This is a genomic window from Peribacillus sedimenti, assembly GCF_046237635.1.
In the GTDB taxonomy this organism is placed as follows: domain Bacteria; phylum Bacillota; class Bacilli; order Bacillales; family DSM-1321; genus Peribacillus; species Peribacillus sedimenti.
The window spans coordinates 3,560,502-3,585,446 of the sequence record NZ_CP143547.1 but is presented as its reverse complement, the minus strand read 5'-3'; the positions used below and the strand labels follow the sequence as shown (position 1 = coordinate 3,585,446).

Annotated in this window: 28 protein-coding genes; 24 read left to right on the top strand and 4 right to left on the bottom strand. The window is 42.1% G+C overall.

Features of this window, described 5'->3' with window-relative positions; all coding sequences use genetic code 11:
* The first annotated feature begins 266 nt into the window (after positions 1-266).
* From V1500_RS17595 to V1500_RS17565, 7 genes are all read left to right on the top strand, one after another.
* Positions 267-1,643 (top strand): right-handed parallel beta-helix repeat-containing protein, encoded by a 1,377-nt coding sequence (locus V1500_RS17595; protein ID WP_409301235.1) that lies wholly within the window; start codon positions 267-269, stop codon positions 1,641-1,643.
* A 698-nt stretch (positions 1,644-2,341) separates the two neighbouring features.
* On the top strand, positions 2,342-2,827 hold the full coding sequence (locus V1500_RS17590) for a dihydrofolate reductase (RefSeq protein WP_409301234.1): 486 nt from the start codon (positions 2,342-2,344) through the stop codon (positions 2,825-2,827).
* Between the two features lie 282 nt (positions 2,828-3,109).
* The gene (ilvA, locus tag V1500_RS17585) at positions 3,110-4,378 is read left to right on the top strand and encodes a threonine ammonia-lyase IlvA (protein ID WP_409301232.1); all 1,269 of its coding nucleotides are present in this window, start codon (positions 3,110-3,112) and stop codon (positions 4,376-4,378) included.
* 181 nt (positions 4,379-4,559) lie between these two features.
* A complete protein-coding gene (locus V1500_RS17580; protein WP_409301230.1) occupies positions 4,560-4,754 on the top strand; it encodes a twin-arginine translocase TatA/TatE family subunit in 195 nt (64 codons plus the stop codon).
* Positions 4,755-4,841: 87 nt separating this feature from the next.
* A complete protein-coding gene (gene tatC, locus V1500_RS17575; RefSeq protein ID WP_409301228.1) occupies positions 4,842-5,594 on the top strand; it encodes a twin-arginine translocase subunit TatC in 753 nt (250 codons plus the stop codon).
* A gap of 72 nt (positions 5,595-5,666) precedes the next feature.
* Complete coding sequence (locus tag V1500_RS17570) at positions 5,667-5,768, top strand: hypothetical protein (RefSeq protein ID WP_409301226.1); 102 nt, start codon at positions 5,667-5,669, stop codon at positions 5,766-5,768.
* 274 nt (positions 5,769-6,042) lie between these two features.
* Entirely contained in the window at positions 6,043-6,885 is an 843-nt protein-coding gene (locus V1500_RS17565) for a DegV family protein (RefSeq protein ID WP_409301225.1), read from the top strand.
* A 212-nt stretch (positions 6,886-7,097) separates the two neighbouring features.
* Here V1500_RS17565 and V1500_RS17560 read toward each other — a convergent pair whose 3' ends face one another.
* Positions 7,098-7,223 (bottom strand): PCYCGC motif-containing (lipo)protein, encoded by a 126-nt coding sequence (locus tag V1500_RS17560; protein ID WP_409301223.1) that lies wholly within the window; start codon positions 7,221-7,223, stop codon positions 7,098-7,100.
* Between the two features lie 54 nt (positions 7,224-7,277).
* The gene (locus V1500_RS17555) at positions 7,278-7,412 is read right to left on the bottom strand and encodes a hypothetical protein (RefSeq protein ID WP_409301221.1); all 135 of its coding nucleotides are present in this window, start codon (positions 7,410-7,412) and stop codon (positions 7,278-7,280) included.
* A 230-nt stretch (positions 7,413-7,642) separates the two neighbouring features.
* Between V1500_RS17555 and V1500_RS17550 the strand changes: the two genes are divergently transcribed.
* The 3 genes from V1500_RS17550 to V1500_RS17540 all read left to right on the top strand — a co-directional run bounded on the left by V1500_RS17550 (position 7,643) and on the right by V1500_RS17540 (position 9,825).
* On the top strand, positions 7,643-8,227 hold the full coding sequence (locus V1500_RS17550) for an SCO family protein (protein ID WP_409301219.1): 585 nt from the start codon (positions 7,643-7,645) through the stop codon (positions 8,225-8,227).
* Positions 8,228-8,403: 176 nt separating this feature from the next.
* A complete protein-coding gene (locus V1500_RS17545; protein WP_409301217.1) occupies positions 8,404-9,234 on the top strand; it encodes an SGNH/GDSL hydrolase family protein in 831 nt (276 codons plus the stop codon).
* 3 nt (positions 9,235-9,237) lie between these two features.
* Positions 9,238-9,825 carry a YpmS family protein gene (locus tag V1500_RS17540; RefSeq protein WP_409301215.1) on the top strand — a complete coding sequence of 196 codons (588 nt, stop codon included), beginning with the start codon at positions 9,238-9,240 and terminating at the stop codon, positions 9,823-9,825.
* Between the two features lie 31 nt (positions 9,826-9,856).
* On the opposite strand, the gene V1500_RS17535 is transcribed toward V1500_RS17540, so the two are convergent.
* A complete protein-coding gene (locus V1500_RS17535; protein ID WP_409301213.1) occupies positions 9,857-10,597 on the bottom strand; it encodes a DUF4397 domain-containing protein in 741 nt (246 codons plus the stop codon).
* A 207-nt stretch (positions 10,598-10,804) separates the two neighbouring features.
* Here V1500_RS17535 and msrA point away from each other — a divergent pair, with 207 nt between their 5' ends.
* Genes msrA through V1500_RS17520 form a run of 3 tightly spaced genes read left to right on the top strand, consistent with a single transcriptional unit; the run spans position 10,805 to position 12,309 of the window.
* Positions 10,805-11,335 (top strand): peptide-methionine (S)-S-oxide reductase MsrA, encoded by a 531-nt coding sequence (msrA, locus tag V1500_RS17530; protein WP_409301212.1) that lies wholly within the window; start codon positions 10,805-10,807, stop codon positions 11,333-11,335.
* A gap of 2 nt (positions 11,336-11,337) precedes the next feature.
* A complete protein-coding gene (gene msrB / locus V1500_RS17525) occupies positions 11,338-11,775 on the top strand; it encodes a peptide-methionine (R)-S-oxide reductase MsrB (RefSeq protein ID WP_409301210.1) in 438 nt (145 codons plus the stop codon).
* 42 nt (positions 11,776-11,817) lie between these two features.
* Positions 11,818-12,309, top strand: a complete 492-nt coding sequence (locus tag V1500_RS17520; protein ID WP_409301208.1) for a PTS glucose transporter subunit IIA — start codon at positions 11,818-11,820, stop codon at positions 12,307-12,309.
* A 138-nt stretch (positions 12,310-12,447) separates the two neighbouring features.
* Here V1500_RS17520 and V1500_RS17515 read toward each other — a convergent pair whose 3' ends face one another.
* On the bottom strand, positions 12,448-13,545 hold the full coding sequence (locus tag V1500_RS17515; protein WP_409301206.1) for a GDSL-type esterase/lipase family protein: 1,098 nt from the start codon (positions 13,543-13,545) through the stop codon (positions 12,448-12,450).
* Positions 13,546-13,750: 205 nt separating this feature from the next.
* On the opposite strand from V1500_RS17515, the gene V1500_RS17510 reads away from it, so the two are divergent.
* From V1500_RS17510 to ablA, 11 genes are all read left to right on the top strand, one after another.
* Entirely contained in the window at positions 13,751-13,876 is a 126-nt protein-coding gene (locus tag V1500_RS17510) for a YjcZ family sporulation protein (protein ID WP_409301204.1), read from the top strand.
* Positions 13,877-14,127: 251 nt separating this feature from the next.
* Positions 14,128-14,421, top strand: a complete 294-nt coding sequence (locus tag V1500_RS17505; RefSeq protein WP_409300131.1) for a transposase — start codon at positions 14,128-14,130, stop codon at positions 14,419-14,421.
* A complete protein-coding gene (locus tag V1500_RS17500; RefSeq protein ID WP_409305893.1) occupies positions 14,418-15,293 on the top strand; it encodes an IS3 family transposase in 876 nt (291 codons plus the stop codon). Before V1500_RS17505 ends, V1500_RS17500 begins: the two co-directional genes overlap by 4 nt.
* Before the next feature lie 331 nt (positions 15,294-15,624).
* Positions 15,625-16,980, top strand: coding sequence for an aspartate aminotransferase family protein (locus tag V1500_RS17495; RefSeq protein ID WP_409301202.1), 1,356 nt, complete (start codon positions 15,625-15,627; stop codon positions 16,978-16,980).
* 83 nt (positions 16,981-17,063) lie between these two features.
* Positions 17,064-17,693 carry a CoA transferase subunit A gene (locus V1500_RS17490; RefSeq protein WP_409306029.1) on the top strand — a complete coding sequence of 210 codons (630 nt, stop codon included), beginning with the start codon at positions 17,064-17,066 and terminating at the stop codon, positions 17,691-17,693.
* Positions 17,678-18,340: a 3-oxoacid CoA-transferase subunit B gene (locus tag V1500_RS17485; protein WP_409301200.1), complete on the top strand. Its 663-nt coding sequence runs from the start codon at positions 17,678-17,680 to the stop codon at positions 18,338-18,340. Before V1500_RS17490 ends, V1500_RS17485 begins: the two co-directional genes overlap by 16 nt.
* Positions 18,341-18,352: 12 nt before the next feature.
* A complete protein-coding gene (locus V1500_RS17480; protein WP_409301199.1) occupies positions 18,353-19,615 on the top strand; it encodes a peptidase in 1,263 nt (420 codons plus the stop codon).
* 25 nt (positions 19,616-19,640) lie between these two features.
* The gene (gene gabT / locus V1500_RS17475; protein WP_409301197.1) at positions 19,641-20,981 is read left to right on the top strand and encodes a 4-aminobutyrate--2-oxoglutarate transaminase; all 1,341 of its coding nucleotides are present in this window, start codon (positions 19,641-19,643) and stop codon (positions 20,979-20,981) included.
* Positions 20,982-21,059: 78 nt separating this feature from the next.
* A complete protein-coding gene (gene ablB, locus V1500_RS17470; protein WP_409301195.1) occupies positions 21,060-21,905 on the top strand; it encodes a putative beta-lysine N-acetyltransferase in 846 nt (281 codons plus the stop codon).
* A 115-nt stretch (positions 21,906-22,020) separates the two neighbouring features.
* The gene (locus V1500_RS17465) at positions 22,021-23,391 is read left to right on the top strand and encodes a sigma-54 interaction domain-containing protein (protein ID WP_409306028.1); all 1,371 of its coding nucleotides are present in this window, start codon (positions 22,021-22,023) and stop codon (positions 23,389-23,391) included.
* A gap of 133 nt (positions 23,392-23,524) precedes the next feature.
* Positions 23,525-24,940, top strand: a complete 1,416-nt coding sequence (ablA, locus tag V1500_RS17460; protein ID WP_409301193.1) for a lysine 2,3-aminomutase — start codon at positions 23,525-23,527, stop codon at positions 24,938-24,940.
* Positions 24,941-24,945: the final 5 nt, after the last annotated feature.

Genomic DNA, 24,945 nt, shown 5'->3' with positions numbered 1-24,945 from the left:
TTCTATTTGGGATTTCAATTTATAAAAGATTCTGACCTAAATGTGACAAAAAAAAGAACTTTCTTATGGTCATTATGTTTACAAGTCTTTTTTGTACTCATCCCTTTAAATAGAATAGTAATATAGACATAAGGAACTATCTTCCACAATAGTACTGATACTGGAAAAATCACTTATACTCCTCAGGAAAGACCTCATGTTCAATCCTTATAGAAATCCATTAAATAATAGAAAATAATATCTGTGAAAAGGAGGAATCGGTATTAATGAAAAATATGAGGAAGAAGAAATATAGGTTTCTGCTTCCTATAGCTCTTTGTCTTGCGCTTCTTAGTTTTGCCATTCCCTATGACCAGGTGGTTAACGCAGCAGATATAAATATTACAAAAACCGGCGCCATACCAAATGATGGAAAGTTGGATACGAATGCCATTCAAAGGGCAATTGATGATGTGGCCAGTTCAGGAGGCGGTATTGTTGATATCCCTGCCGGAACGTATGATGTTGCTGTAGACACCGACGGTACGGCGTTGACTATGAAAAGCAATGTTCACATTAGACTTGCGGAAGATTCTGTTATCGAACTTCGTCCCAATGATCAGGGTATCTACAGGATGTTTTTCCTCGGGGATGTGGACAATGTTGCATTTTCGGGGGGGACTTTGGTTGGCGACAGGTCTGCTCATGAAGGAACTGATGGGGAATGGGGACACGGTATCCAGATATACGGCCATGCTACTAATGTAGAGATTTCCAGAATGACCTTCAAAAATTTTTGGGGAGATGGAATTGAGATTAGCAGCCGGGATTCAAATGTTCCTGATGGTGTAAAAATTAATAGAATTACCGCGGATAACAACCGGAGGCAGGGTCTCTCCATCGTTGCAGGCCGGAATATCCAGGTTACAAACAGTGTTTTTAAGAATACAAATGGAACGCCGCCAAGCGCTGGCATCGACCTGGAGCGTGACCCGCCGTATGACAAGAGGCTAGAAAATGTAACCATTACAAACAATGTTCTGGAAAACAATGAAGGTTATGGGTTGGCATTTGTTTATGTTGATAGCCATACGATCCATGCCAGCGGAAATAAGATCAGAAACAATAAAGAAGGCGGTGTCTTCCTGGGAAATGCGAATAAGACAACTGTCCGTGACAACGTCATATCGGGAAATGGCTCAAAGATAAAGGATGATGCAACTCAAAACTTTGGGAGCGGTGTGTTTCTGAATTATAGTTCCGAAAATACGATTGCCGGCAATGATATAGATCAAAACTATCGATATGGGATTCATGCTTTGAACGGTGTGAACGATAATGTTTTCAAAGAAAATAAGATTACCAATAATAAAAGTGAAGCCATAAAACTATACGGCGATGCCAATACGAGAATTATAGACAATCAAATTTCGGGGAATGGAAATGAACATACAGGAGCTGATCATTCTTTGACGAATGGCAGTATTAAGCTGGAGTATATCATACTTGCGATTGCATTGATTTGTTTGGGAGCTGGGGCATTTACCTTAAAAACAAACAAACGAATTGGCTATGGAATGATCGTCTTCAGCATTTTCATGATACTTGTATCCGGGCTGCTTGTAACAGGAATGGTGGACCCATTCTCCACAATAAGCAGGTAAAGTGCAAAATTCGTTTATAGCAAAAAAATGCCTCATGGTCAATGTTCTTGGCCAAAGTCTTTTGTCAATTATAGCTTCTGAACATGAGGGGCTCTATTAATTCCCGGCAGCGTCTTTTTACCCTGTCGGGGGAGCTGTTACTTAAGTGAAAATTACTGGCAAAATAACAGAAAATAAAAAATTCCAGATAAAAAATAAGACCCCAGTTGAGGTTTAATGAATAAAATCAGTACGATTCAGGATATTGTCTATCGCTAATGCTGCAGATTCAACATTGCTGTGTATTTGTTTCTGTAAGCTCTCAAGATGTACAATCAGAAAAGCATCGTTGGTTTTTGAATAGCAGATAAATACACTTTGATCATTACTGGAAATCGTGTACATAATTTCAGTCTCAGTGAATTCCTTAGACTTTTCTAAAAGTATCTGCAACGAACTTATATGGAAAATTACTTTTTCCTCCTTCCTTTAAAGGGAAGGTGACTATGGAAAAGCCAAAAATAATCCCTTAAAAATAGAATGCTTTGAGCATAACATACTAGGTGAAGGTGTAATATATAAATTTGCCGACAAATGTATGTATGAATAGCCAAAATCCGTGTATTGCTTACTTGGTTGTTTCCAAGTCGTATTTTAATATAGGGTTCTCTATGGTACAATGTTTTCAATTTAAGTCATAACAAAGGAGCGGTGAGCCTATGATTTCATTGCTGGTAGCAATGGATAAAAATAGAGTAATCGGAAAGGATAATCAGCTGCCATGGCATCTTCCTGCCGACCTGAAATATTTTAAAGAAACAACCATGGGCCATCCGATAGTAATGGGACGGAAAACCTTTGAATCAATTGGGCGCATCCTTCCAGGCAGGGAAAATGTAATCGTGACCCGCAGGCAAGATTTTAAAGCGGATGGATGCACCATCCTCCACTCTACTGAGGAAATAAAGCTGTTTGCTGAAAAAGCCGGCAGGGAGGTTTTTGTAATCGGCGGTGCGGAGATCTTCAGGGAAGTCCTTCCATTTGCAGACCGCTTATACATTACGGAAATCCACCATGAATTTGAGGGGGATACTTTTTTCCCGGAGTTTGATCAACAGAATTGGGTAAAGAAATCTGTTGTACACGGTGTTATGGATGAGAAGAATATCTATAACCACGATTTTATAGTATATGAAGCAATCTAGCATCATGCAGATCCAGGCTATTTCCAGGCTTGAAAATCCGGAAATAAGCCCTTTTTTTGTGTTTGGAATGCAACTCTTAATGCATGGATATGATTCTTTTTTTGACAGGCATTGCGTAAACTGGAAGGAACTGGACAATATCCAGCTGAATCATTTGACCTGCGCTTTCACAGGAAAATAGCGGAGTGTCATTGGAATATTTAGAAAAATCAGTTGATTCGTGCGAGTAAAGTGTTATAATTTACGGATTAAGAATCCTAAATCTTGTACCGGGGGGAAATTATGAACCAAACTACATCTGTGAAGAAATGGCTTTCCATCGAAGATATCCTTATTGCGTATAAGGAACTAAAAGATATTGTTACTCATACTCCGTTGCAGAAGAATAATCGTTTATCCGAAAAATATGGTTGCAATGTATATTTGAAAAGGGAAGACCTTCAACATGTCCGCTCCTTCAAAATTAGGGGAGCCTATTATAAAATGATTTCTCTGACAAAGAATGAGACTGAAGTAGGCATCGTTTGCGCGAGTGCGGGCAATCATGCCCAGGGGGTCGCTTATGCCTGCAGCCATCTGGGTATCCACGGCAAGATTTTCATGCCGGCTACCACTCCACGCCAAAAGGTGAACCAGGTTGAATTATTTGGAAAGAATCTTGTTGAGATTGTATTGACGGGCGACACCTTTGATGACTCATTCGCACAGGCACAACAATGCGCGGAAGAGGAGAATAGAACATTTATCCATCCTTTTGACGATGAAAAAGTTATGGCAGGACAAGGAACAGCTGCAGTTGAAATCATTAATGACTGTGACGAAAAAATTGATTATGTTTTTGCCGGCATCGGCGGCGGAGGGTTATTGGCTGGACTGTCCACGTATTTTAAGGCGATTTCACCTGAGACGGAATGTATCGGGGTAGAACCTGCCGGTGCATCGTCTATGAAACATGCGTTTCAAAAGGGCAGAGCTGAGGCGCTGAACCATATCGATACATTTGTCGATGGGGCAGCTGTTAAATGTGTGGGTGAAAAAACCTATGAAATTTGCCGTGAAAATATTTCTGATATTGTGGATGTGCCGGAAGGAAAGATCTGCAGCACAATCCTGGAGCTATATAATGAACATGCCATTGTGGCAGAGCCTGCGGGAACACTGCCTGTGGCAGCCCTCGATCTATATAAGGAAAAAATAAAAGGGAAGACAGTGGTGTGTGTCATAAGCGGCGGGAATAATGATATCGGCCGCATGCAGGAAATTAAGGAAAAATCGCTTTTATACGAAGGCCTGCTGCATTATTTTATAGTAAATTTTCCGCAGCGTGCAGGAGCTTTAAGAGAATTTTTGGATGAAGTGCTTGGCCCCCAGGATGATATCACTCGCTTCGAATATACGAAAAAGAATAACAAAGACAGCGGTCCAGCCCTTGTTGGCATCGAACTGAAAAATCCTTCCGATTATACCGGGCTCATTAATAGAATGGAAAAAAAGGCTTTCCCGTTTGTAGAGGTAAACAAAGACAGCAATTTATTCCATTTATTAATATAACTGGTACTTTGGCCATCCTTACGCTACAATAATGGTATCATTCCTGATAAAAGGATTTTATTTTGTAGAAAATATTGCTAGAATATGTATGTTGTATGAAAAATGCCAATAAATTCTTTTTTGTTTTGTCACATGATATTATAATCACAGTAGTATTTATAACTGCTAAGGGGATGTTTTGATGTTATCGAATATCGGGGTGCCAGGCCTAATATTAATTCTTGTATTGGCCCTTATCATTTTCGGGCCTAAGAAACTGCCTGAAATTGGGCGTGCTATGGGACAGACTTTGCGGGAATTTAAGAAATCCACTCGTGAACTTACTAGTGACGTAATGGACGATTTAGAAGAAGAAAAGAAAAAAGCTGCAAAATAAAAGTCGGGTGTGAGATGAATGCCATCTTGCACCTTTTTGCATCCAAGTTCGTACTAAGCCAGTATCAAATGAGAAGGATTGATTATTTTGTCAGATAAAGAGCTTAATGTCATAGACCACCTGGATGAATTGAGAAAAAGGCTGATTATTACGGCTGTATCATTCGTGATTTTTTTCATCCTAGGGTTTTTATTTGTGGAGGATATTTATAATTGGTTTGTCCGTGACTTGGACGTAAAGCTCACCGTCCTGGGTCCGAGCGATATTGTTTGGATTTATTTCATGCTTGCCTCCATTATCGCGGTAGCAGGGACTATTCCTGTATTCGCTCTTCAGTTATGGCTCTTTGTGAAGCCGGCATTGCTGCCAAAAGAAATTAAGACAACGCTATCTTATATACCTGCTTTATTTATTCTTTTTTTAGCTGGACTTGCGTTCGGTTATTTTGTTATATTTCCGACAGTACTAAGCTTTTTAATGGACCTTGGGAGGGACATGTTCATAACAACCTTCACCGTTGACAGATATTTTCGTTTCGTCCTAAATATGACAATTCCCTTTGCCGTCTTGTTCGAGCTCCCGGTACTTACCATGTTTCTCACTTCCATTGGGATCATTAATCCTTTCGTGCTGCAGAAACTCAGGAAATATGCGTATTTTGTGCTGGTAGTGATTGCGATTACAATCACTCCTCCAGATTTTATGTCCGATTTCCTGGTCACAATCCCGCTGTTGCTTCTTTATGAAATTAGCATATCCCTTTCCAAGGTAGTCTTCAAAAGAAAGCAGCGGCGTGAAGCCATCCTGGAAGCAGAATTTGAAAGTCAGGACATGGCATAAAACTAACATTTAACAAGCACAGCTGCACCATTAAAAAGGCTATGCGAAAAGTCCGCTCATTCAGCAATAACGGTGTATTCTTTTCGGGAACATCTTTTGAATTTATTAAAATGGCCGGTATTTCAACAACTTTTTTTGAACTGGTGCTTCGCACAGGTAATGCATAAGGAATAAGAAGTCCTTTAAGGTGTTCAGGAACGGTTATAGACTCTAAAATATAACCGTTTTGTCATTACAGCGCCATTAAAGGCTTTTTTTGTGGAAAAGGCCGCATTTCTGCCCTTGATTCCCTCCCGCGCTTTTAATCTTTCCGGGCCTGGCTTTCCCAATTATAGTTTCCTTGGCTGTCCGTTGCGAAACGTCATATTAATGTGAAACATTTAGTTTAAAATAAAAGCGGTTACAGGTATAATACAATAGAATTGTAAAGTTGGGATGTGAAGCATAGATGGGCAAGGTGAAGATCGTTACTGATTCGACAGTGGACATGTCTTTTGAAGAATTAGAAAAGTATGAGATTGAAATGATTCCTCTCTCGATTTCTATTGATGATGAGGTGTTTTTAGATAAAGTAGAAATAGACGGAGAAGAATTTTTGCGAAGAATGAAGAATTCAAGGGAGCTTCCAAAGAGTTCGCAGCCGGCGACAGGTACTTTTTTAGATGTATATAACAGGCTTGGCGAGGATGGAAGCGAGGTTATTTCCATACATATGACGGGCGGCATGAGCGGGACTGTACGTTCTGCAGAAAGCGCAGCAGCGATGTCGGAGACAAAGGTGACTGTGATTGATTCAAAATTCATCTCCAAGGCACTCTCATTTCAGGTCATTGAAGCTGCGAAAATGGCAAAGGAAGGTAAGTCTGTTAAAGAGATCACTGATAGATTGGCTCAGATACAGAAGCAGACCAGCCTGGTTATAGTCATAGATACTCTTGAGAACCTTGTGAAAGGAGGGAGGATTGGAAAAGCATCAGCTTTTGTTGGATCACTGTTAAATATAAAACCCATTGCCACATTGGAAAATGGGGTGCTCAATCCAGTGTCCAAAGCCAGAAGCCAATCTCAAATCGTGAAATCTCTCGTTAAACGGTTTGTAGAAGATACGAAAGGCAAGACTGTAAGCGGTGTTGGGATTGCCCATGCAAATGGACATGACCTTTCCATAAAGGTTAAGGATGCAGTAAAGGAATTCTGCGGCAGTTTAGAAATAACGATTGATACAACGACTCCAGTCGTAAGCACCCATGCAGGAGAAGGCGCCATGGCATTAATGTATTATTGGGATTGATCAGACATAAAGCGCACAAAAAGGAAATACTTTAGAAGCACTCCTGTCCGTTGCAGGAGTGCTTCTTTTTGAAGCTCTTTTCACGCTTATTTCATTCGTGTAGGCCTGGCGTACCTGTCTACATACTTTGAAACGATTTAATCACCTATTTCTTTCTAGCTCTTGTCGCTGTTGAATTGGCTGATGGCGTCAGCCGCAGCCTCCAGGCAAGCTTAGCAGGTTCCATGGCCCTCCCAGACAATGGAACCGTTTTTCCTGCTTTCATGTACGAAGCAATCATAATGATTACCATGACAAGTTGAATCACCGTATCCGCAATAAAAAGGTATCGCTTCCAAAAGACTTCAATATTTCGGCACTTCAGCATAGAGGGCTGGCCATTTGTTTTATGTTTATCCATTAAAAATCGCAGCAACAGAATCAGGAGATGCTGTTAGCTCCTGGGTATCGTCGCTGGCTGGATCATTCAGATGGCAATCATTCCCCTTTTTCGCTTCATCCGCTTCCTCTGCATGCTCCTTCTCCACATTCTCTGATTTGTCTATTTCACAACCGGTTAGAAACGCGGCAAAAAATCAATAGCAGAGGGTTACAAGATCCTGGGATGTTGTTTTTCATATTTTAATGAATCGATACACCTCGTAAATTTGTAATAAAATTGTCAAGATTCTTATAATTGGTAAGTAAATTGTTTCCTCCCAAACTTCTGTCTGCTAGAATATTATAAGTATGAATAATTCGGCAAAGGATGGGAAAAATGAATAAATTACAGGCAATGCCGGCATTGATAATTGTTCTCTGTTTGTTATTAACGGCTTGTGGTTCGAATGAAATTCCAGATGCGAAAAATAAGGATATTCAAAATTTTACATACACTGATCAAGATGGAAATTCCTTTTCAAAAGAAGACTTAAAGGGTAAGGTATGGCTTGCCGACTTTATATTTACCAGCTGTGCCACGGTGTGTCCCCCAATGACGGCCAATATGGCCAAGCTTCAGAACATGCTAAAAGAAAAAGGGATTAAGAATGTTGAAATTGTTTCGTTTTCCGTAGATCCGGAGATTGATACTCCGAAAGCATTGAAGGAATATGGTTCAAAATTCCAGGCTGACCTTTCCAAATGGCATTTTCTAACAGGATATCAGCAAGCGGATATTGAACAATTTGCCCTAGAAAGCTTTGAGACTCTCGTAAAAAAGCCGGAAAATGAGACACAGGTTATTCATGGCACAAGCTTTTTTCTTATTGACCAGAACGGCAAGCTGATCAAGGCCTTTCCAGGCAATAAAGATGTTCCTTTTGAAGAAATAATCAAACATATAGATATACTGCAAAAATAAAACAGGCCTAAATATTGGCCTGTTTTTACTTTGTATATTGGATAAGCAGGGGGACATAAAATCACAATATGTTCCCTTGAGGAACCCTTGTTTATTTATGTCGTCATGGAGTGATCCAGACCGCTATTTCATGTAATTTCGTGTTATAATATAACTATTAAAGGAAGGTGAATAAGTTGGGAAAAGCAATCATTTATCTTCTTTTAAGTACACTTTTTCTTTCGGCTTGTACCCAAGGAACCTTAACAGGGGAATCAGCCGTTCTGAAAAAAGGCCAGACTGGTTTGGTTTTGAAGGAGTCAGTACCTGCCTCGTTCTTTCCGGAACCTGTCCGGGTGGTGTCCATAGGAGATTCTTTAACAGAGGGTGTCGGTGACAGCACAAATTCGGGCGGATATTTGCCTTACCTTAAGGAACAGCTTGAAAAAGAACCACAGATAGCTTCTGCGGAATTCTTAAATTATGGAGTACGCGGCAACACGACCAGTCAGCTTTTAGACAGATTAGAAAAAAGTAAAATTAAAGAAGATATTAGGCGGGCAGATTCTGTCGTTATTACAATAGGCGGCAATGATATAATGAAAGTCGTAAAACAAAACTTCACAAATTTGACCAATGAACAGTTTGAACAGGCTCAGGTGGCTTATGAACGAAGATTAAGTGAAATCATGGATAAAATCCGTTCTTATAACAGCAGGGCAACCATCTACCTGATCGGAGTATACAATCCCTTCTCAAAATGGATGTCCTCCCTGAAGGAAATGGATGCGATCATGGCACAATGGAACAGTGCGAGTGAGGAGATCGTTTCTTCGGTTGAAAACGCCCATTATATTGAAATTGCCGATATATTCGAGAAGGATGATGAAGACCTTTTATTTACCGATGATTATTTTCATCCAAACGACCGCGGTTATGAAATGATAGCCGGCCGGATTTATACAGCGATGGATGAAAATCAATATGGGCAGGCGATGGAAGCAACTGCAAAAGGGGATGAAGAATAAAGGATGAAGGCGCATAATTGGAAACGCCTTTTTTGGGCTTTGGTTTCAATCAATTTGCTGGTTGTCGTGGCGATCCTGATCCTAGTCTACATGCCGGCTGACAATAAATATATTTCATCTTCACCTGACAAGGAAAATGATATCGAATTTAAGGTGCAAACCAATAAAAAGGACTTGAACAGACTGATAAATAAATATTTGGCAGAGGAAGGGATGACCGGTCCAATACATTATGAAGTATTCCTTACGGATGATGTAGAATTATACGGAACCATCCCTGCCTTCGGCAAAGACATGGATTTAAAGCTTACTTTTGAACCCCGCGCCTTAAAGAACGGGGATATGGTACTCAAACAAAAATCCATTTCGCTCGGCCAGATGAAAATTCCGGTCTCATTCGTCATGAAGGTTATCAATGAGCAGTATAAAATGCCAGATTGGGTAAATATCAATCCTAATGATGAACAAGTATATATTTCTCTGCAGAACATGAAACTGAAAAGCGATATCAGGGTTAAGGCAGAAAAATTTGATTTACAACATGATGACATAAGATTCCTGTTGTACGTGCCAACTGGAACGAATCAATGAAAAACCGGGCTTGATGCCCGGCTTTTTATTATTATGCCTCTGCTTTAATCATTTCTGCTTTAATGGGTGATTCATTAGAAGGAATAATGTAATAGGTATACGACTTATTTGGGCTAAATAATTGCCTCGGTATATCAAGAATGACCTCCCTGGTCCCTGTATGCCGCATGGCTAAATCGGCTGACATTGGCACAAGTGCCATGTATTCTGTGCAATCTTTATAGGATATATCATGGAAAAGCACATCCCCGCCGGAAACTGCTATATCCACTGTGGCCAACCTTGGCGTCAGGTGAACAAATCTTATTCTTGTTTCTCCTTCAGGTACATTTGAAGAGTCTTGTATCGGCATTATCCTGAAATTGGCTGAATGGCCGGCCAGAGCCAGTGTTGTTTCCTGTCCTGGAAGGATAGTGAAGGCCGCGGCTGCCAGGTTAATCTTTTGTTGTCCTGCCTCATATACCTCCAGAAAATAATTAGCCCTTGGCAAGCTCAATGGGCTGGTAATCTGCTTGAATGATATGCCGCTAAACATGATGCTGCCATTTACATAAATGTCCAATTGGCCCGGAGCTGTTTTTGAAGAGTGCAATATTCGTATCCTGCCGCTGGCAACCTGCTGCCTTGCCTGCCTAGCGGCTTGTTTTAAATATGCAAGATGCTTCTCGTGATAATGCAGGGATAATGATGGGTTGCTGTACTTATAATAGCCAGACAGCACATCACATTCCAAGGCTTTACGGTAGTATTTCTCAATGTTCAGATAAGGCATGCCTGCTCGCTCCTAACAGTTCATCGATGATACAAATATATGACCATGAACTTGGGTACATACCGTATAGTAAATAATATGTAAAAGCAGAGGCTTTTTTATTTATCCTGTTTAAATGCTGGCAATACCGGCAAAATATTTTACAGGTCCTGAAAAAAAAGATAAAATTCATAAAACAGAGGTGAAGTAGCGAAAGGAGGATCAATAATGGCAAAGGAACTTAAGAAAGCCACTTTTGCAGGGGGATGCTTTTGGTGCATGGTAAAGCCTTTTGACCAGGAGCCAGGAATCATTTCAGTCGTTTCGGGATATACAGGAGGGACTGTGCCAAATCCGACTTACAAGCAAGTATGCTCAGATACGACCGGCCACTATGAAGCGGTCCAAATTACTTTTGATCCGGAAATATTTTCTTATAAGCAGCTAGTGGAGCTATTTTGGCAGCAGATCGACCCAACCGACGAAGGCGGACAGTTCTATGACCGCGGCAGTTCATACAGGACTGCCATCTTTGCACATGATGATGAACAAAGGAAGATAGCAGAACAATCCAAGCTGGAATTACAATTGAGCGGGCGTTTCCAAAAGCCCATTGTCACACCTGTTTTGCCCGCAGAAGAGTTTTACCCGGCAGAGGAATATCATCAGGATTACTACAAGAAGGAACCAGAACATTATAATAGATATAGAATCGGTTCAGGCCGTCAAGCATTTATAGATAATCATTGGGGGAACTAAAAATGAGCAAAATAAGTAAGGAGGACCTGCGGAAGAAACTGTCTCCTCTTCAATATGAGGTTACACAGAATAATGGGACAGAGCCTCCGTTCAGGAACGAATATTGGAATCATAAAGAAGAAGGGCTGTACGTAGATATCATTTCAGGCGAGCCTTTGTTCAGCTCCAAGGAAAAATTTGATTCAGCGTGCGGGTGGCCAAGTTTTACAAAGCCGCTTGCTGAGGAAGAAATAGAAGAAAACACTGACCTATCATTCGGAATGATTCGGACAGAAGTACGAAGCAAAACTGCCGATTCGCATCTAGGCCATGTGTTTAACGATGGACCCGGGCCAAATGGGCTTCGATACTGCATCAACTCTGCAGCATTAAAGTTTATACCGGCAAAGGATCTTGAAAGAGAAGGGTATGGAGCTTACAAACACTTGTTTGAATTATAAGATTGAAAGAGGTCCACAAGTTGAATTGGAAAGGTGAATGCAATGTTTAAGAAACTCTTTGGAAAAAACAATAAAGAAGTAATCATAGCAGCTCCCATTACTGGGAAATTGGTGCCGCTTGAAAATGTGCCAGATCCTGTATTTTCTCAAAGGATGATGGGGGATGGATTGGCTATCGACCCGTCGGAGGGCATAGTCGTTGCTCCATTTGATGCTAAGGTAGTCCAGGTTTTCCCTACCAAGCATGCAATAGGGTTAAAACATGACAACGGATTGGAAGTTTTAATCCATGTTGGGCTGGAAACGGTCGGCTTAAAAGGTGAAGGGTTTGAAGCCTTCGTAAGCCAGGGAGATACTGTAAAACAAGGAGACAGGCTTCTGGAATTCAACCTGGATATTATTAGGGAAAAGGCAAGCAGTACAGTTACTCCCATCATTCTTACTAATGGGGACTTGATCGACACTATGACACCATCGAACGAAACAGAGACTGTAAGAGGGGAAACTACCTTATTTACAATTAAAGTAAAATAAAAGACAAAACTCCTGATCCTAAGATCAGGAGTTTGTTTTTTCGCAAATGCGGTTTTTATCTTGGGTTTAATCAAATCAAATATGAAGTGCGCGAAAACGGCAATGGCACAGAAATTAATGAAAGAAGTTTAAGGTCTATCATTTATTAACAATGATAGAAGAAATATTTATTTGAGGAACAGGTGCATGATTCTCCCGCATTTTTTCTCCCAAGAATTCAAATCGGACAGTATGGCTGCCTGGAGACAGGCCATTTGCAATGTATAACTGTCTCTCTCTGGGAAAAGGCCACCAGGTATTCAATTTCGTTTTAAACCTTCCGTCAATATAGACATTCACCACTCCGCCACTCGGGCTTCTCAGTACCTTTACCCCGAGGATATTGCCGTTAAAATCAGCCTCCAGCACACTCCCCTTTTGGTTGCTCGTGAATAAACCGTGTTTGTATGAAAAACCCTTATTTAGGTGAAAATGATTAGAGGTTACATATTTCTCAAATGTTTCTATATTGAGCGATGGCTTAAGGGACGCAATTTGTTTTTGATTGGCTAAACCTGCCATAAGACGCCGATAAACCGTGTCAGCATACAACTGATACCCTTTTCCATTTGGATGAATCAAGTCTGCAGTGAGAGCCTTTTCTGGCAAGCCGGATTTTTGAAAAATCGGACGCATGTCTACATGTGCTGCCTGGTAATGTGCTGATAGTCTTGCAATTACTTTTGCAAAATCGGGGTACTTAAGGCAGCTTTCTGTTATTGTCAAGATCTCTGCGGAAGGATAAATACTCTTGGCCTTTCTAATCAAGGATTCGTAGAAAATACTGAAATCGGAAGAAGTCATATACTTTCGGTCGTTTTCACCGAAAACAATAAAAACAAGGTCTGTCTTTGTATTGATTGCTGCTTTTGAAAGCTTGTTCAATCCTTCAAAAGCGGTCGCGCCGCTCTGTACAAAGTATTCGCCAGCCATTCTCGATCCGCTTTCGGCAAACATCTTCCTTTCCAGGATTTTAAACCAGCGCAAGTCAGGATGCTCCGCCCCGGCCCCCCTCCCAATACTATCGCCAATCACCACATATTTTAGGGGTCTTTGCTGTTCTATTTTTTTATATACGTTCAGTGTTCGATCATAACCATATGTCTTTATGCTCTTTTGGAATGCAAAAATTGCCGAAATGACTATCAGTAACGTGACTAAGATGTATGGGACAATTTTGATAGCCTTTTTTCTCAAACTTTTTCCCCCAGTTATCATTGTTAAATTTTTATTAAAATTATTTCATTAGTAAAACATTATACTCCTATAAGCCCTTTTCTGGAAGATTTAATGATGCTCTTTTTCATGTTTAATAAATAGGCGAATACACAGACCAGGACAGACGTTTGCTCATATCGTATGGATGTAAAGAGATTACAAAACGGCAAGAGGAGTGAATTGTATGTACGGATATGGATACGGTTACCCTGCTTACGGATACGGGTTCCATGGATTTGGTCATGGATTTGCCTTAATCGTAGTATTGTTCATCCTTTTAATAATTATTGGTGCCTGCTACGCAAACTGAGCATCCAATTGTAATGTTGCGGATAAAAACCATTTGAGCCGCCACTGAATTAGCATAAAGAAACTTGAATAGGAAAGAGAAATATACCTGCTGGAGCATAGGCCGGTATATTTTTTATTTTCTGATATGGAAATATAACCAATCATTAATGTAAAACCAAAAAAAATATCAAAATTCAAGTTAGTCTAAAAAGTGGACACGTAAAAAAGATAACTTATAATAAACATAATTATTAAAAGGACGTGTTCAGAGTGGGGAAACATCGTGATCCGGAATTTAAAGAATATGTAGCTAAATTAGTGGTTGAGGAGGGCCGGGTAGCCCGGGAAGTAGCATACGAGCTGGAAGTGCCGTATCCCACTCTTCGCAGGTGGGTTAGTGAATATAAGAAGAAATTAAGAAACGGGACAGAAAAAGAGACATATATAACACCTGCAGAACTTAAAAAACTACAAAAACAGCATGAAAAAGAGATTCAGCAGTTAAGAGAGGAAAATGAAATTCTAAAAAAGGCTATGCACATCTTCACAAAAAACCAAGCATAATTTACAGTTTCATCTATGCTCATCGGGATGAACATACTGTGGTGATGATGTGTAAAGTCTTAAAAGTATCGAAGAGTGGATATTACAAGTGGATAGATAACAAAGATAGGGTCGACCTCGAAAGAGAGGCTTACAAGAAAGAAATCCAGCAGAAAATAAAAAAATCTTACTATGAAAGTGAAGGAACTTATGGAAGTCCCAGGGTCCATCATGATTTAATCGAATGGGGATATACGATTTCAAAAAAAACGGTCGCCCGAATCATGAAGGATTTAGGTTTGCGTGCTATCCCGGAAGAAAGATTTGTCGTGACCACGGATTCCAATCATGATTTGCGCCTTTATCCTAATCTTTTAAATCAAGAATTTCGTGCGCAAGCGCGGGATCGGATATGGGTAGCAGATATTACATACATTTGGACCCTGGAAGGATGGGTTTATTTGTCGACCGTGATGGATTTGTTTTCCCGAAAAATAGTGGGATGGAGCATGGATTCCCATATGAAAAAGGAACTGCCGCTGCAGGCTTTAAACATGGCGCTCCTGACGCGGCAGCCTACAAAGGAATTAATCCACCATTCTGACCGAGGATCCCAGTATTGTTCTAACCAGTATGTGGAGAGGCTGCAGGAACTTAACGTTAAAATCAGCATGAGCAGAAAAGGCAATCCATACGACAATGCCTGCATAGAATCGTTTCATGCGACAATTAAAAAAGAGTTAATTTATAGAAGACGTTTTAAGTCTCGGGCAGAAGCAACAAAAGCAATCAATTACTACATCAGCAGTTTTTATAACCAAAGAAGGAAACACTCGACTTTAGGCTTCTGTTCACCTAATCAATTCGAGAGAAATATGGGTTTCGCAAGCTAGTTTATAACTAATAATTTCACCATTTGGGTATGAAGTGAACAGTCAGGTTTTTGACTGATCACTTTCAGAAACCTTCAGCAAACGAAATGCGCTAGAGATTTAGAACAAAATAAAATCAAAGCCTATTGTCCACTTTCTTGACTGAAGTCCAAAATGCTGCAAGTAAAAATGATCAATTACCTTTTTATAAGCTTAATGATTGCACATCGGCTTTCCAGGCTGTGCTTTCAATTGGCAATTGTTACATTAATTTTATTTATAAGAAAGTTTGGCAGAAGTGCTTCATACACTTTACTATATTGCTTGTTTCCAGGAAAAAGGAGAGTGTCAGATGACCAGCATCAGGAGTTCTTTGATTAAGCCTGTCATTGATGGAGTCTACCCTATGGTAAGCCATGGAAAGGGGGTTTACTTATATGACAAGGAAAATAAGGAATATTTGGATGCCTCCTCGGGTGCGGTAACAGCTAATATCGGACATGGCGTACAAGAAATAATCAGTGCGATGTCCAAGCAGGCAAATCAGGTTTCATTCGTATACCGGTCTCAATTTACCAGCGAGGCTGCAGAATCACTTGCTGCCAAAATTAAAGAATTATCTAACGGCAAATTAACATGGAGCTTTTTCGTTAACAGCGGCTCTGAAGCGACAGAAACCGCTTTGAAGATTGCGATTCAGCATTGGCAGGAAAAAGGAAAATATAATAAGAATCGGATCATCACAAGGTGGATGAGCTATCACGGTATTACTCTTGGAGCACTATCCATGTCAGGGCACCCGCAGCGCCGAGAAAGATTCGTGCCGCTGCTGGAGGGATACCCCGCTGTATCCCCGCCATATTGCTATCGATGTCCCTATCAATTGGAAAGTACATCATGCGGACTTGCCTGTGCCAATGAGCTAGAATCAGCCATCCGCCGCGTCGGTCCTGACAATGTGGCAGCCTTTGTTGCGGAGCCGGTCATTGGGGCGGCGGGTGCTGCGATTTCATCTCCTCCAGGTTACTTTTCCAAACTGAAAAGCATTTGTGAAAAATATGATGTATTATTTATCGCTGATGAAGTAATGACCGGATTCGGCAGGACTGGGAAAATGTTTGCCTGCGACCACTGGGGTATTGTACCGGATATTATGGCCTTGGGAAAGGGGATGAGCGGCGGATACACACCTATAGCTGCGGCAGCAGTGACAGACAGGGTAATCGAGCCAATGTTGCAGGGGTCAAAAACAATCATGGCAGGGCATACCTTCAGTGCCAATCCTCAGTCTTGTGCAGTTTCCCTTGCTGTACTGGAATATATTCAAAGAAATTCTGCAGTAGATAACGCCGCAATCGCCGGGAAGTATCTCCGGGAACAACTGCTTACATTACAAAAGAGATTTCCTTTTATTGGAGACATCAGAGGTGAAGGGCTCTTGCTTGGGTTAGAGTTTGTGCAGGAACGTGACACTAGGCGCCCATTCAATGATGGCCAGGCTGCGACAAATCTGATTATACAGATGGCTGCAGATAACGGCCTGCTGGTTTATCCGGCATCTGCAGGACCAGACGGCGTCGGAGGATCTGCCATTATTATCTCGCCGCCGATAACGATTAATACGAAGGAAATAGACGACCTTTTACATCGCCTGGAACAAACACTCACTGCATTCACAAAACATTTGTCCAGTTTTATGAGTCATTGACCTGGGATGTGAACAAATTGAGAACAAATCCATTTAATAAAATTAGTGAAATATCAGATTTACAGCATCTGTTTTATGACGGCATGACCATTATGTTCGGAGGATTTGGAGGGATTGGAAATCCTCCTCGTTTAATAGATTTCATTCTGGAAACAGGCGTAAAGGACTTAATATTGATTGGAAATGATACAGGCTTTCCAGAGATAGGAATTGGAAGGCTGATTACCAATCGCAGGGCGAAAAAAATAATAGTTTCCCATATAGGATCAAATCCCAATGCTGGCTATTTAATGAACAGTCATGAGCTTGAAGTAGAATTTTCTCCGCAAGGAACGCTGGTCGAGAGGATGCGCGCAGGCGGAATGGGGCTGGGGGGGATTCTTACGGATATTGGCATAGATGAGCAAATTGTCAATAATGGCAAACAAACTGTTGTCCTTGATGGAAAAACGTTTTTGGTTGAACCTGCCCTGACTGCAGATGTTTCCATTGTTTTTGCAGAGAAAACCGATCCATTTGGGAATTTGGTCTTCAATAAAAGTGCGCGGAACACCAATCCTCTTGCAGCCATGGCTGGAAATATCACAATAGCGGAGTCCGTTCGGATTGTCCCTCTTGGCGATCTGCATCCTGAAGAAATTATTACACCCGGGGCGTTTGTCGACTATATTGTTGAATCCAAGGGGGTCAATTGGAAATGGGTCTGGGAATAGGTGAGCGCGATAAAATGGCCCGCCGTGCTGCCGAGGAGTTAAAAGACAGGATGCTCGTCAATCTGGGTATAGGGATTCCATCTCTCGTTATAGATCATCTCCCTGAAGGGCATTTGATTATGCTCCATGCAGAAAATGGTGTGTTAGGAATGGGGGAGACCCCTGAACCAGGCAAAGAGGATGCGAATCTGTGTAATGCTGGAGGTTTTCCGGTCACAATCAGGAGCGGAGGCTCTTATTGTGACAGTACGGTCGCCTTTGGAATGATCCGGAGAGGGCTGATCGATGTTTCTATTCTTGGTGCTTTGCAGGTAAGCGAGACAGGTGATCTGGCCAATTGGATTGTTCCGGGAAAGAGAGTGCCGGGAATGGGAGGGGCCATGGACCTTGCCGCAAAAGCCCGCAAGTTAATCGTTTTGATGAATCATACCGAAAAAACAGGCCAGCCGAAGCTTCTGAAGAAATGCAGTCTGCCTTTGACCGCCAAACGGTGTGTACATATGGTCATTACAGATAAGGCAGTTTTTTCTGTAGCATCAAGCGGACTCATCCTGACTGACATTTTTATGCCCAATACCGTGGATGATATCGCAAGGACGACTGAAGCCTCCTTCGTCATATCGGAGAATCTTAAAGTTATAGATTAGGAGGTAGGGTACTTGGATCAGGAAAAAAGGATCCATAGCGTGCTGTCAAACAAGCGGAGCAAAGGAATTGAACTGCTTCAAAAATTAGTCCAGCAGCCAAGTAGGAGAGGCAGTGAAGGAGAGGCTCAGGCGGTTATTGTAGAAAAGTGCAGGCAATTAGGACTTGAAATAGATTTATGGGAAATTGGCGATGAAGATTTGCGAAACCATCCCAATTTTTATTCGGATCGTACAAATTTCAGCGGGACACCAAATTTGGTGGCTGTAAAAAAGGGAACAGGCGGGGGAAAATCCATTATATTAAATGGCCATGTTGATGTCGTCCCGGAAGGAAACCTGGACGATTGGGAGTTTGACCCTTACAGCGGCGTGATAAGAGATGGCAGGGTGTACGGACGGGGCACAACAGATATGAAGGGAGGCACAGTTTCCCTTCTTTTGGCAATAGAAGCAATTATAGCTGCCGGTATATCTTTGAAAGGGGATATTATTTTCCAGAGTGTAATTGAGGAAGAAAGCGGGGGAGCTGGGACGCTGGCAGCCGTTTTACGCGGTTACTCCGCGGATGGAGCCGTGATTCCCGAGCCTACGGACATGAAAATATTCCCGCTTCAGCAAGGATCGATGTGGTTCCGGATAACAGTAAAGGGAAAATCCGCTCATGGAGGCACGAGGTATCAGGGGGTAAGTGCCATTGATTTAGCTTATGAGGTAATCAGTGAGATAAAGCAACTGGAGAAACTTAGAAATCAGGCGATTCAGCATCCGCTTTACGATGGAATTCCATTGCCGATACCCATCAATGTGGGCCGGGTGATAAGCGGTGATTGGCCTTCTTCCGTTCCTGATACGGCTACAATTGAAGGGAGGTTCGGCATAGGTCCGGAGGAAAGTATGGAGCAGGCAATCGCAGTATTGAAGGAGTGCGTTGAAAGGATGAATGGTAGGCATGAATGGTTCAGGCAAAAACCCATGGAGCTGGAATTGTTCGGTGCACGGTGGCTGCCTGGTGTCCTCCCGCTGAATCATCCTTTACTGGAGGTTTTGTCGAAGAATTATGAAGCGATCATTGGTAAAAGACCCCTTATTGAGGCATCGCCCTGGGCAACGGATGGCGGATACCTTTCCAATATCGGAAATACTCCTGTAGTGGTTTTCGGTCCCGGCAAGACGGAAATGGCCCATGATGCCAATGAATACATTGAAATCGATAAAATGATGCAGGCTGCTGAAGTGATTGCAATGACCATCATTGCTTGGTGCGGTGTGGGATAACTGGTTTCATAATGGGAGTGGTCAGATGAAACGAAAATATGTTGATATAAAAACAGAAATACCAGGTCCGAAATCTCAGGCGCTTCTTGCACGGAAGGATGCCAATATTCCAAGAGGACCCTTTAACACGACGAAGGTGTTTGCGGAGTCAGGTGAAGGCGCATTGCTTACAGATGTGGACGGCAATACCTTCATTGACTTTGCAGGAGCAATCGGTTCATTGAACGTAGGGCATGCCCCAAAAAAAGTGGTAGAAGCGGTGAAAAAGCAGCTGGATGCATACATTCATCCTTGCTTTCATGTGATGATGTATGAGCCTTATGTCAAGCTTGCCGAAAAATTGAATCATCTCACCCCAGGCAATCACAGGAAGAAAACGTTTTTCCTATCGACCGGTGCAGAGGCTGTGGAGAATGCAGTAAAGATTGCCAGAAAATATACAGGCCGAAAAGGCATTATTTCCTTCGAAAGAGGATTTCATGGCCGGACCTACATGGCTATGTCGCTGACCAGCAAGGTCAAGCCATATAAATATGGATTCGGGCCATTTCCATCCGAGACTTATAAGCTTCCCTATCCCAATTATCAAACGGCCGGCAAAACAAGAGAAGCACATGACGAGGAGCTGCTAAACAGATTTGAAACCTTCCTTCTTGCGGAAGTATCCCCTGAAGAAGTTGCTGCACTTGTCGTGGAGCCTGTACAGGGCGAGGGTGGCTTCAATATTCCATCCCCTGTTTTCATAAAAGGAATAAAGCAAGTATGCGAAAAATATGATATTCTTTTCATCGCCGATGAAGTACAAACGGGTTTTGGGCGCACAGGAAAAATGTTTGCCATGGAACATTTTGATGTTATACCTGACTTAATTACCATGTCTAAGTCCATAGCTGCCGGGTTCCCGATAAGCGCAGTAACAGGAAGGGAAGACATAATGGAAGCCCCAGGCATCGGTGAAATTGGGGGTACCTATGCAGGAAGTCCGATAGGATGTACAGCAGCTATGGCAGTAATTGAAATGATTCAAGAAGAAAACCTGCTCGACAGGGCAAACTGCATCGGTCAAAAATTCAAGGAGAGATTTACGGCCCTCCAATCCCAGATTGATCAGATTGCAGATGTCCGAAGCCTTGGGGCTATGTGCGCGATGGAATTTGTAGAAAATCGTGAGTCAAACAGCCCAGCAGCCAATATCGTGAAGAACATTCTGCAACGGTGCCATCAAAACGGATTGATTATTTTGAGTGCAGGCCTATACGGAAATATTATCAGACTTTTGACTCCGCTAGTGGTTACGGACGACCAGCTTGAAGAAGGTTTTGATGTTTTGGAGGAAGCGATTGTGGAATGCTGCATGTCTATTTGACTAAATAAGTACATGAAGGGTCTGACAGGGATAAAGTGTCAGTCCCTTTTTCAATAAAAACCGCCATTGGGGGATATTATGGAGCAGATAAAAAATATACAGGTAAAGGAACCTGGTTTTTCGCTGGCCCTAACTATTGATGCCTTTAATAAGCGTGTAAGGCTGGATGATTATCATGGAACATTTGAATTTATCGTCAATTATTGTGTTCAAATCGCGGAGGAACATAAGGCTGAAAAATTAATCGTAAAGGCGCGAAGGGAACAAGTGGATGATTTGATTAGAAGGGGATTTGTTTTGGAAGGAGAAATTCAGCATTATTTTTACGGGAGCAGCTGTTATTTCTTTGCCAGATACTTTGTGGACGAAAGAAGAAATAGCACAAATTGGGCAATGGAAGATGAAATTCTGGACCGGGTGTTAGCTCTGAAAAAACACGTGGATCTTTCAAAGGTACCTGCCCAGTATACAAAGAGAAAGGCGGAAGAAGAAGATGCCGGTAAGCTCGCTTCCTTGTATAGGAGAGTTTTTCAAGTTTATCCGGTACCGATGGATGATCCTCATTATGTTACAAAGTGTATGAAACAAGGAAGTGTTTTTTATGTATACGAGTGTCAGGGGTCAGTTATTAGTGCAGCCTCTGCTGAAATCAATTCAAGCTACCATAACGCAGAAATTACAGATTGTGCCACGCTGCCGGAGCACAGGCAGTTCGGTCTAATGAAGCATTTAATTTCTGAATTGGAGAAGCATTTGTACCAACAAGAGATCTATTGCTTATATTCCATTGCCAGGTCTCTTTCGTTTGGCATGAACGCTGCTTTCCATCAGCTAGGCTATGAATATTCCGGAAGGCTGGCAAATAACTGTTTTATCTTTGATAAATTGGAGGATATGAATGTGTGGGTCAAGCATAATATATGATGGCTAAAAACGGGCAAAGTATTGGCAACTTTCCGGCACTTAATCATATACATGAATAAAAGGTTTTAAGTGAGGTGGAAAGGTGCCTACAGAACTAAATAAGACCCGTGAATTAATGGAAGCGATCCTTGAGAGTATTGAGGAAGGAATCCATGTGATAGATACAAACGGAATGACGATTTTTTACAACAAGGTAGCTGCAAGGCATGATGGAGTGGAAGTTCAGGAGGTACTTGGTAAGCCGTTGCTCGAGGCTTTCCCGTCACTGGATGGACATTCCTCGACACTTCTTAAGGTAATCAAAACTGGACAGGCCATAACATATAAAGAGCAGAACTATCTTAATTTACACGGACGAATGGTGGAAACCATTAATACGACTCTCCCTATTTATGTGGAAGGAAGGCTGATCGGGGCTGTCGAAATTGCCAAGGATATTTCCGCATTAAAGCTGCTTTCGAAGCGGCTGCTTGAACTGGAAGGGTCAATCAAAAAAAGGTCAGAACCGTCACTCGTACAACATGGTGCAAAATATACATTTTCAGACATCATTACGAAAGATGCCCATTTTCTGCAGATCATCGAACAAGGAAAGAAAGCCGCCCGATCAGCATCCTCCGTGTTGGTATACGGTGAAAGCGGGACCGGGAAAGAGCTGTTTGTACAAAGCATCCATAATGACTCTTTAAGGAGCAGGGCACCTTTCATCGCCCAAAACTGTGCAGCGCTGCCTGATACCCTCTTGGATAGCCTGTTGTTCGGTACAGCGAAAGGCAGCTATACAGGCGCGGTTGACCGCAAGGGGCTGTTCGAGCTGGCACATGGGGGTACCTTGTTCCTTGATGAGCTGCAATCCATGCCGATCGAGCTGCAATCGAAATTGCTGCGTGTTCTGGAAGATGGACTTGTCCGGAGGATTGGAGGGACAAAAAGCACTGCAGTGGATGTCCGGGTAATTGCAGCCATGAATATCCATCCAGAGCAAGCCTTACGGGAAAACAAGCTCCGTGCTGACTTATTCTACAGGTTGAATATAATGTGCTATGAGCTTCCTGCATTAAGGGATAGAAAAGACGATATTCAGCTGATGGCTTCCTATTACATTAAGAGTTATAACGAAATGCTTGGAAAGCTGGTTAAAGGGCTGGATAGCCAGGTGATCCCTATTTTCTTGAACTATCATTGGCCTGGAAATGTGAGGGAATTGAAACATACTATAGAATACATGATGAATATTGCGGAAACCGATCTCCTGACTATAGCCGAGCTCCCTGTATTCTTCCATGCTTCTGGCAAGGCATCAGGCAAAAAGCCCCCGGTAATTCTTCCCTTGCGAGAAGCCTTAAGGCAAACTGAACGGAAACTGCTGCTTCAAGCACTGAAACAGACAGCTGGCAATGTGCTGCAGGCTTCAAAAATACTCGATATTCCACGGCAAACACTTCAGTATAAAATGAAAAAACACCTTTTGGAGGAATTTAAGTAATCATTTTGTTTAAAGAATGAGATAGTGGGATACACAGCCGGCCTCGCCGAACCGAATAATATATAATTCTGCCTGCATTTTTGGCATGGCAATTGCATTATATATTGATATCTATGTACGGGAGGTAACTGAAATGGCACATGTCTTATACAAGCCGGACCGCCACTGGAAGAATATAGAGCTTTGGAAGGATGTAACGGAAGAACAGTGGAACGATTGGATATGGCAGCTGACAAATACTATTCGCACGGCTGAGGACCTGAAAAAAGTCATTAACCTTACACCTGATGAAGAAGAGGGGGTCAGGATTTCGACGAAAACCATCCCTCTTAATATAACCCCCTATTATGCGTCCCTTATGAACCCTGATGATCCAAACTGCCCGATCAGGATGCAATCTGTCCCTATCGGAAGAGAAATGTATAAAACGAGATACGATATGGAGGACCCGCTTCATGAAGATGAGGATTCTCCTGTTACCGGTTTGACGCACCGCTACCCGGACAGAGTGTTGTTTCTCGTTACCAATCAATGCTCCATGTATTGCCGCTATTGTACGCGCCGCCGTTTTTCAGGGCAGATTGGCATGGGGGTACCGAAAAAACAGCTTGATGCTGCAATTGGCTATATCAAGGAAACTCCTGCTGTCCGTGATGTCCTGATTTCAGGAGGTGACGGACTGTTAATCAATGATACAATCCTCGAATATATTTTAAAAAACCTGAGGGAAATTCCTCATGTGGAAATAATCAGGATTGGGACACGGGCTCCAGTTGTATTTCCGCAGCGCATAACCGACAAGCTGTGCAGCATTCTCAAAAAGTATCATCCAGTATGGCTCAATACACACTTCAATACCTCTATCGAGATAACGGAAGAATCAAAAAAGGCTTGTGAAATGCTGGTGGATTCAGGGGTGCCTGTCGGTAACCAAGCCGTTATACTGGCGGGTATCAACGACAGCGTAGCGATAATGAAAAAACTCATGCACGATCTCGTAAAAATAAGGATTCGGCCATATTATATTTATCAATGCGACCTGTCAGAGGGTATCGGTCATTTCCGCGCTCCGATTTCGAAAGGACTTGAAATCATAGAAGGTCTGCGAGGCCATACATCAGGATACGCAGTACCTGCATTTGTGGTGGATGCACCCGGGGGAGGCGGAAAGATTTCGCTGCAGCCCAATTATATTATCTCGCAATCTCCGGCAAAGACAGTCCTTCGGAATTTCGAGGGGGTGGTCACCACATACCCTGAGCCGGAAAACTATGTGCCAGGAAGAGGGGATGAGTATTTTAAGAAGGTTTATCATGATATGGAATCCAAAAACTCCGATACAGGAATATCAGGCTTATTGAATGACGTGAATTTTCATCTTGTACCTGAAGGATTGAAGCGGATGAATAAACGAAAGGATTATGTAACTAACCCGCAACATTCCACTTTAAAGGATCAGCGGGCAAAACGTGATGCATTAAAAGAAAAGAAATTTTTGGCCCAGCAAAATAAAGAGGCACAGACTGGGGAACAAAGTGATAAAGGGTGAACGCC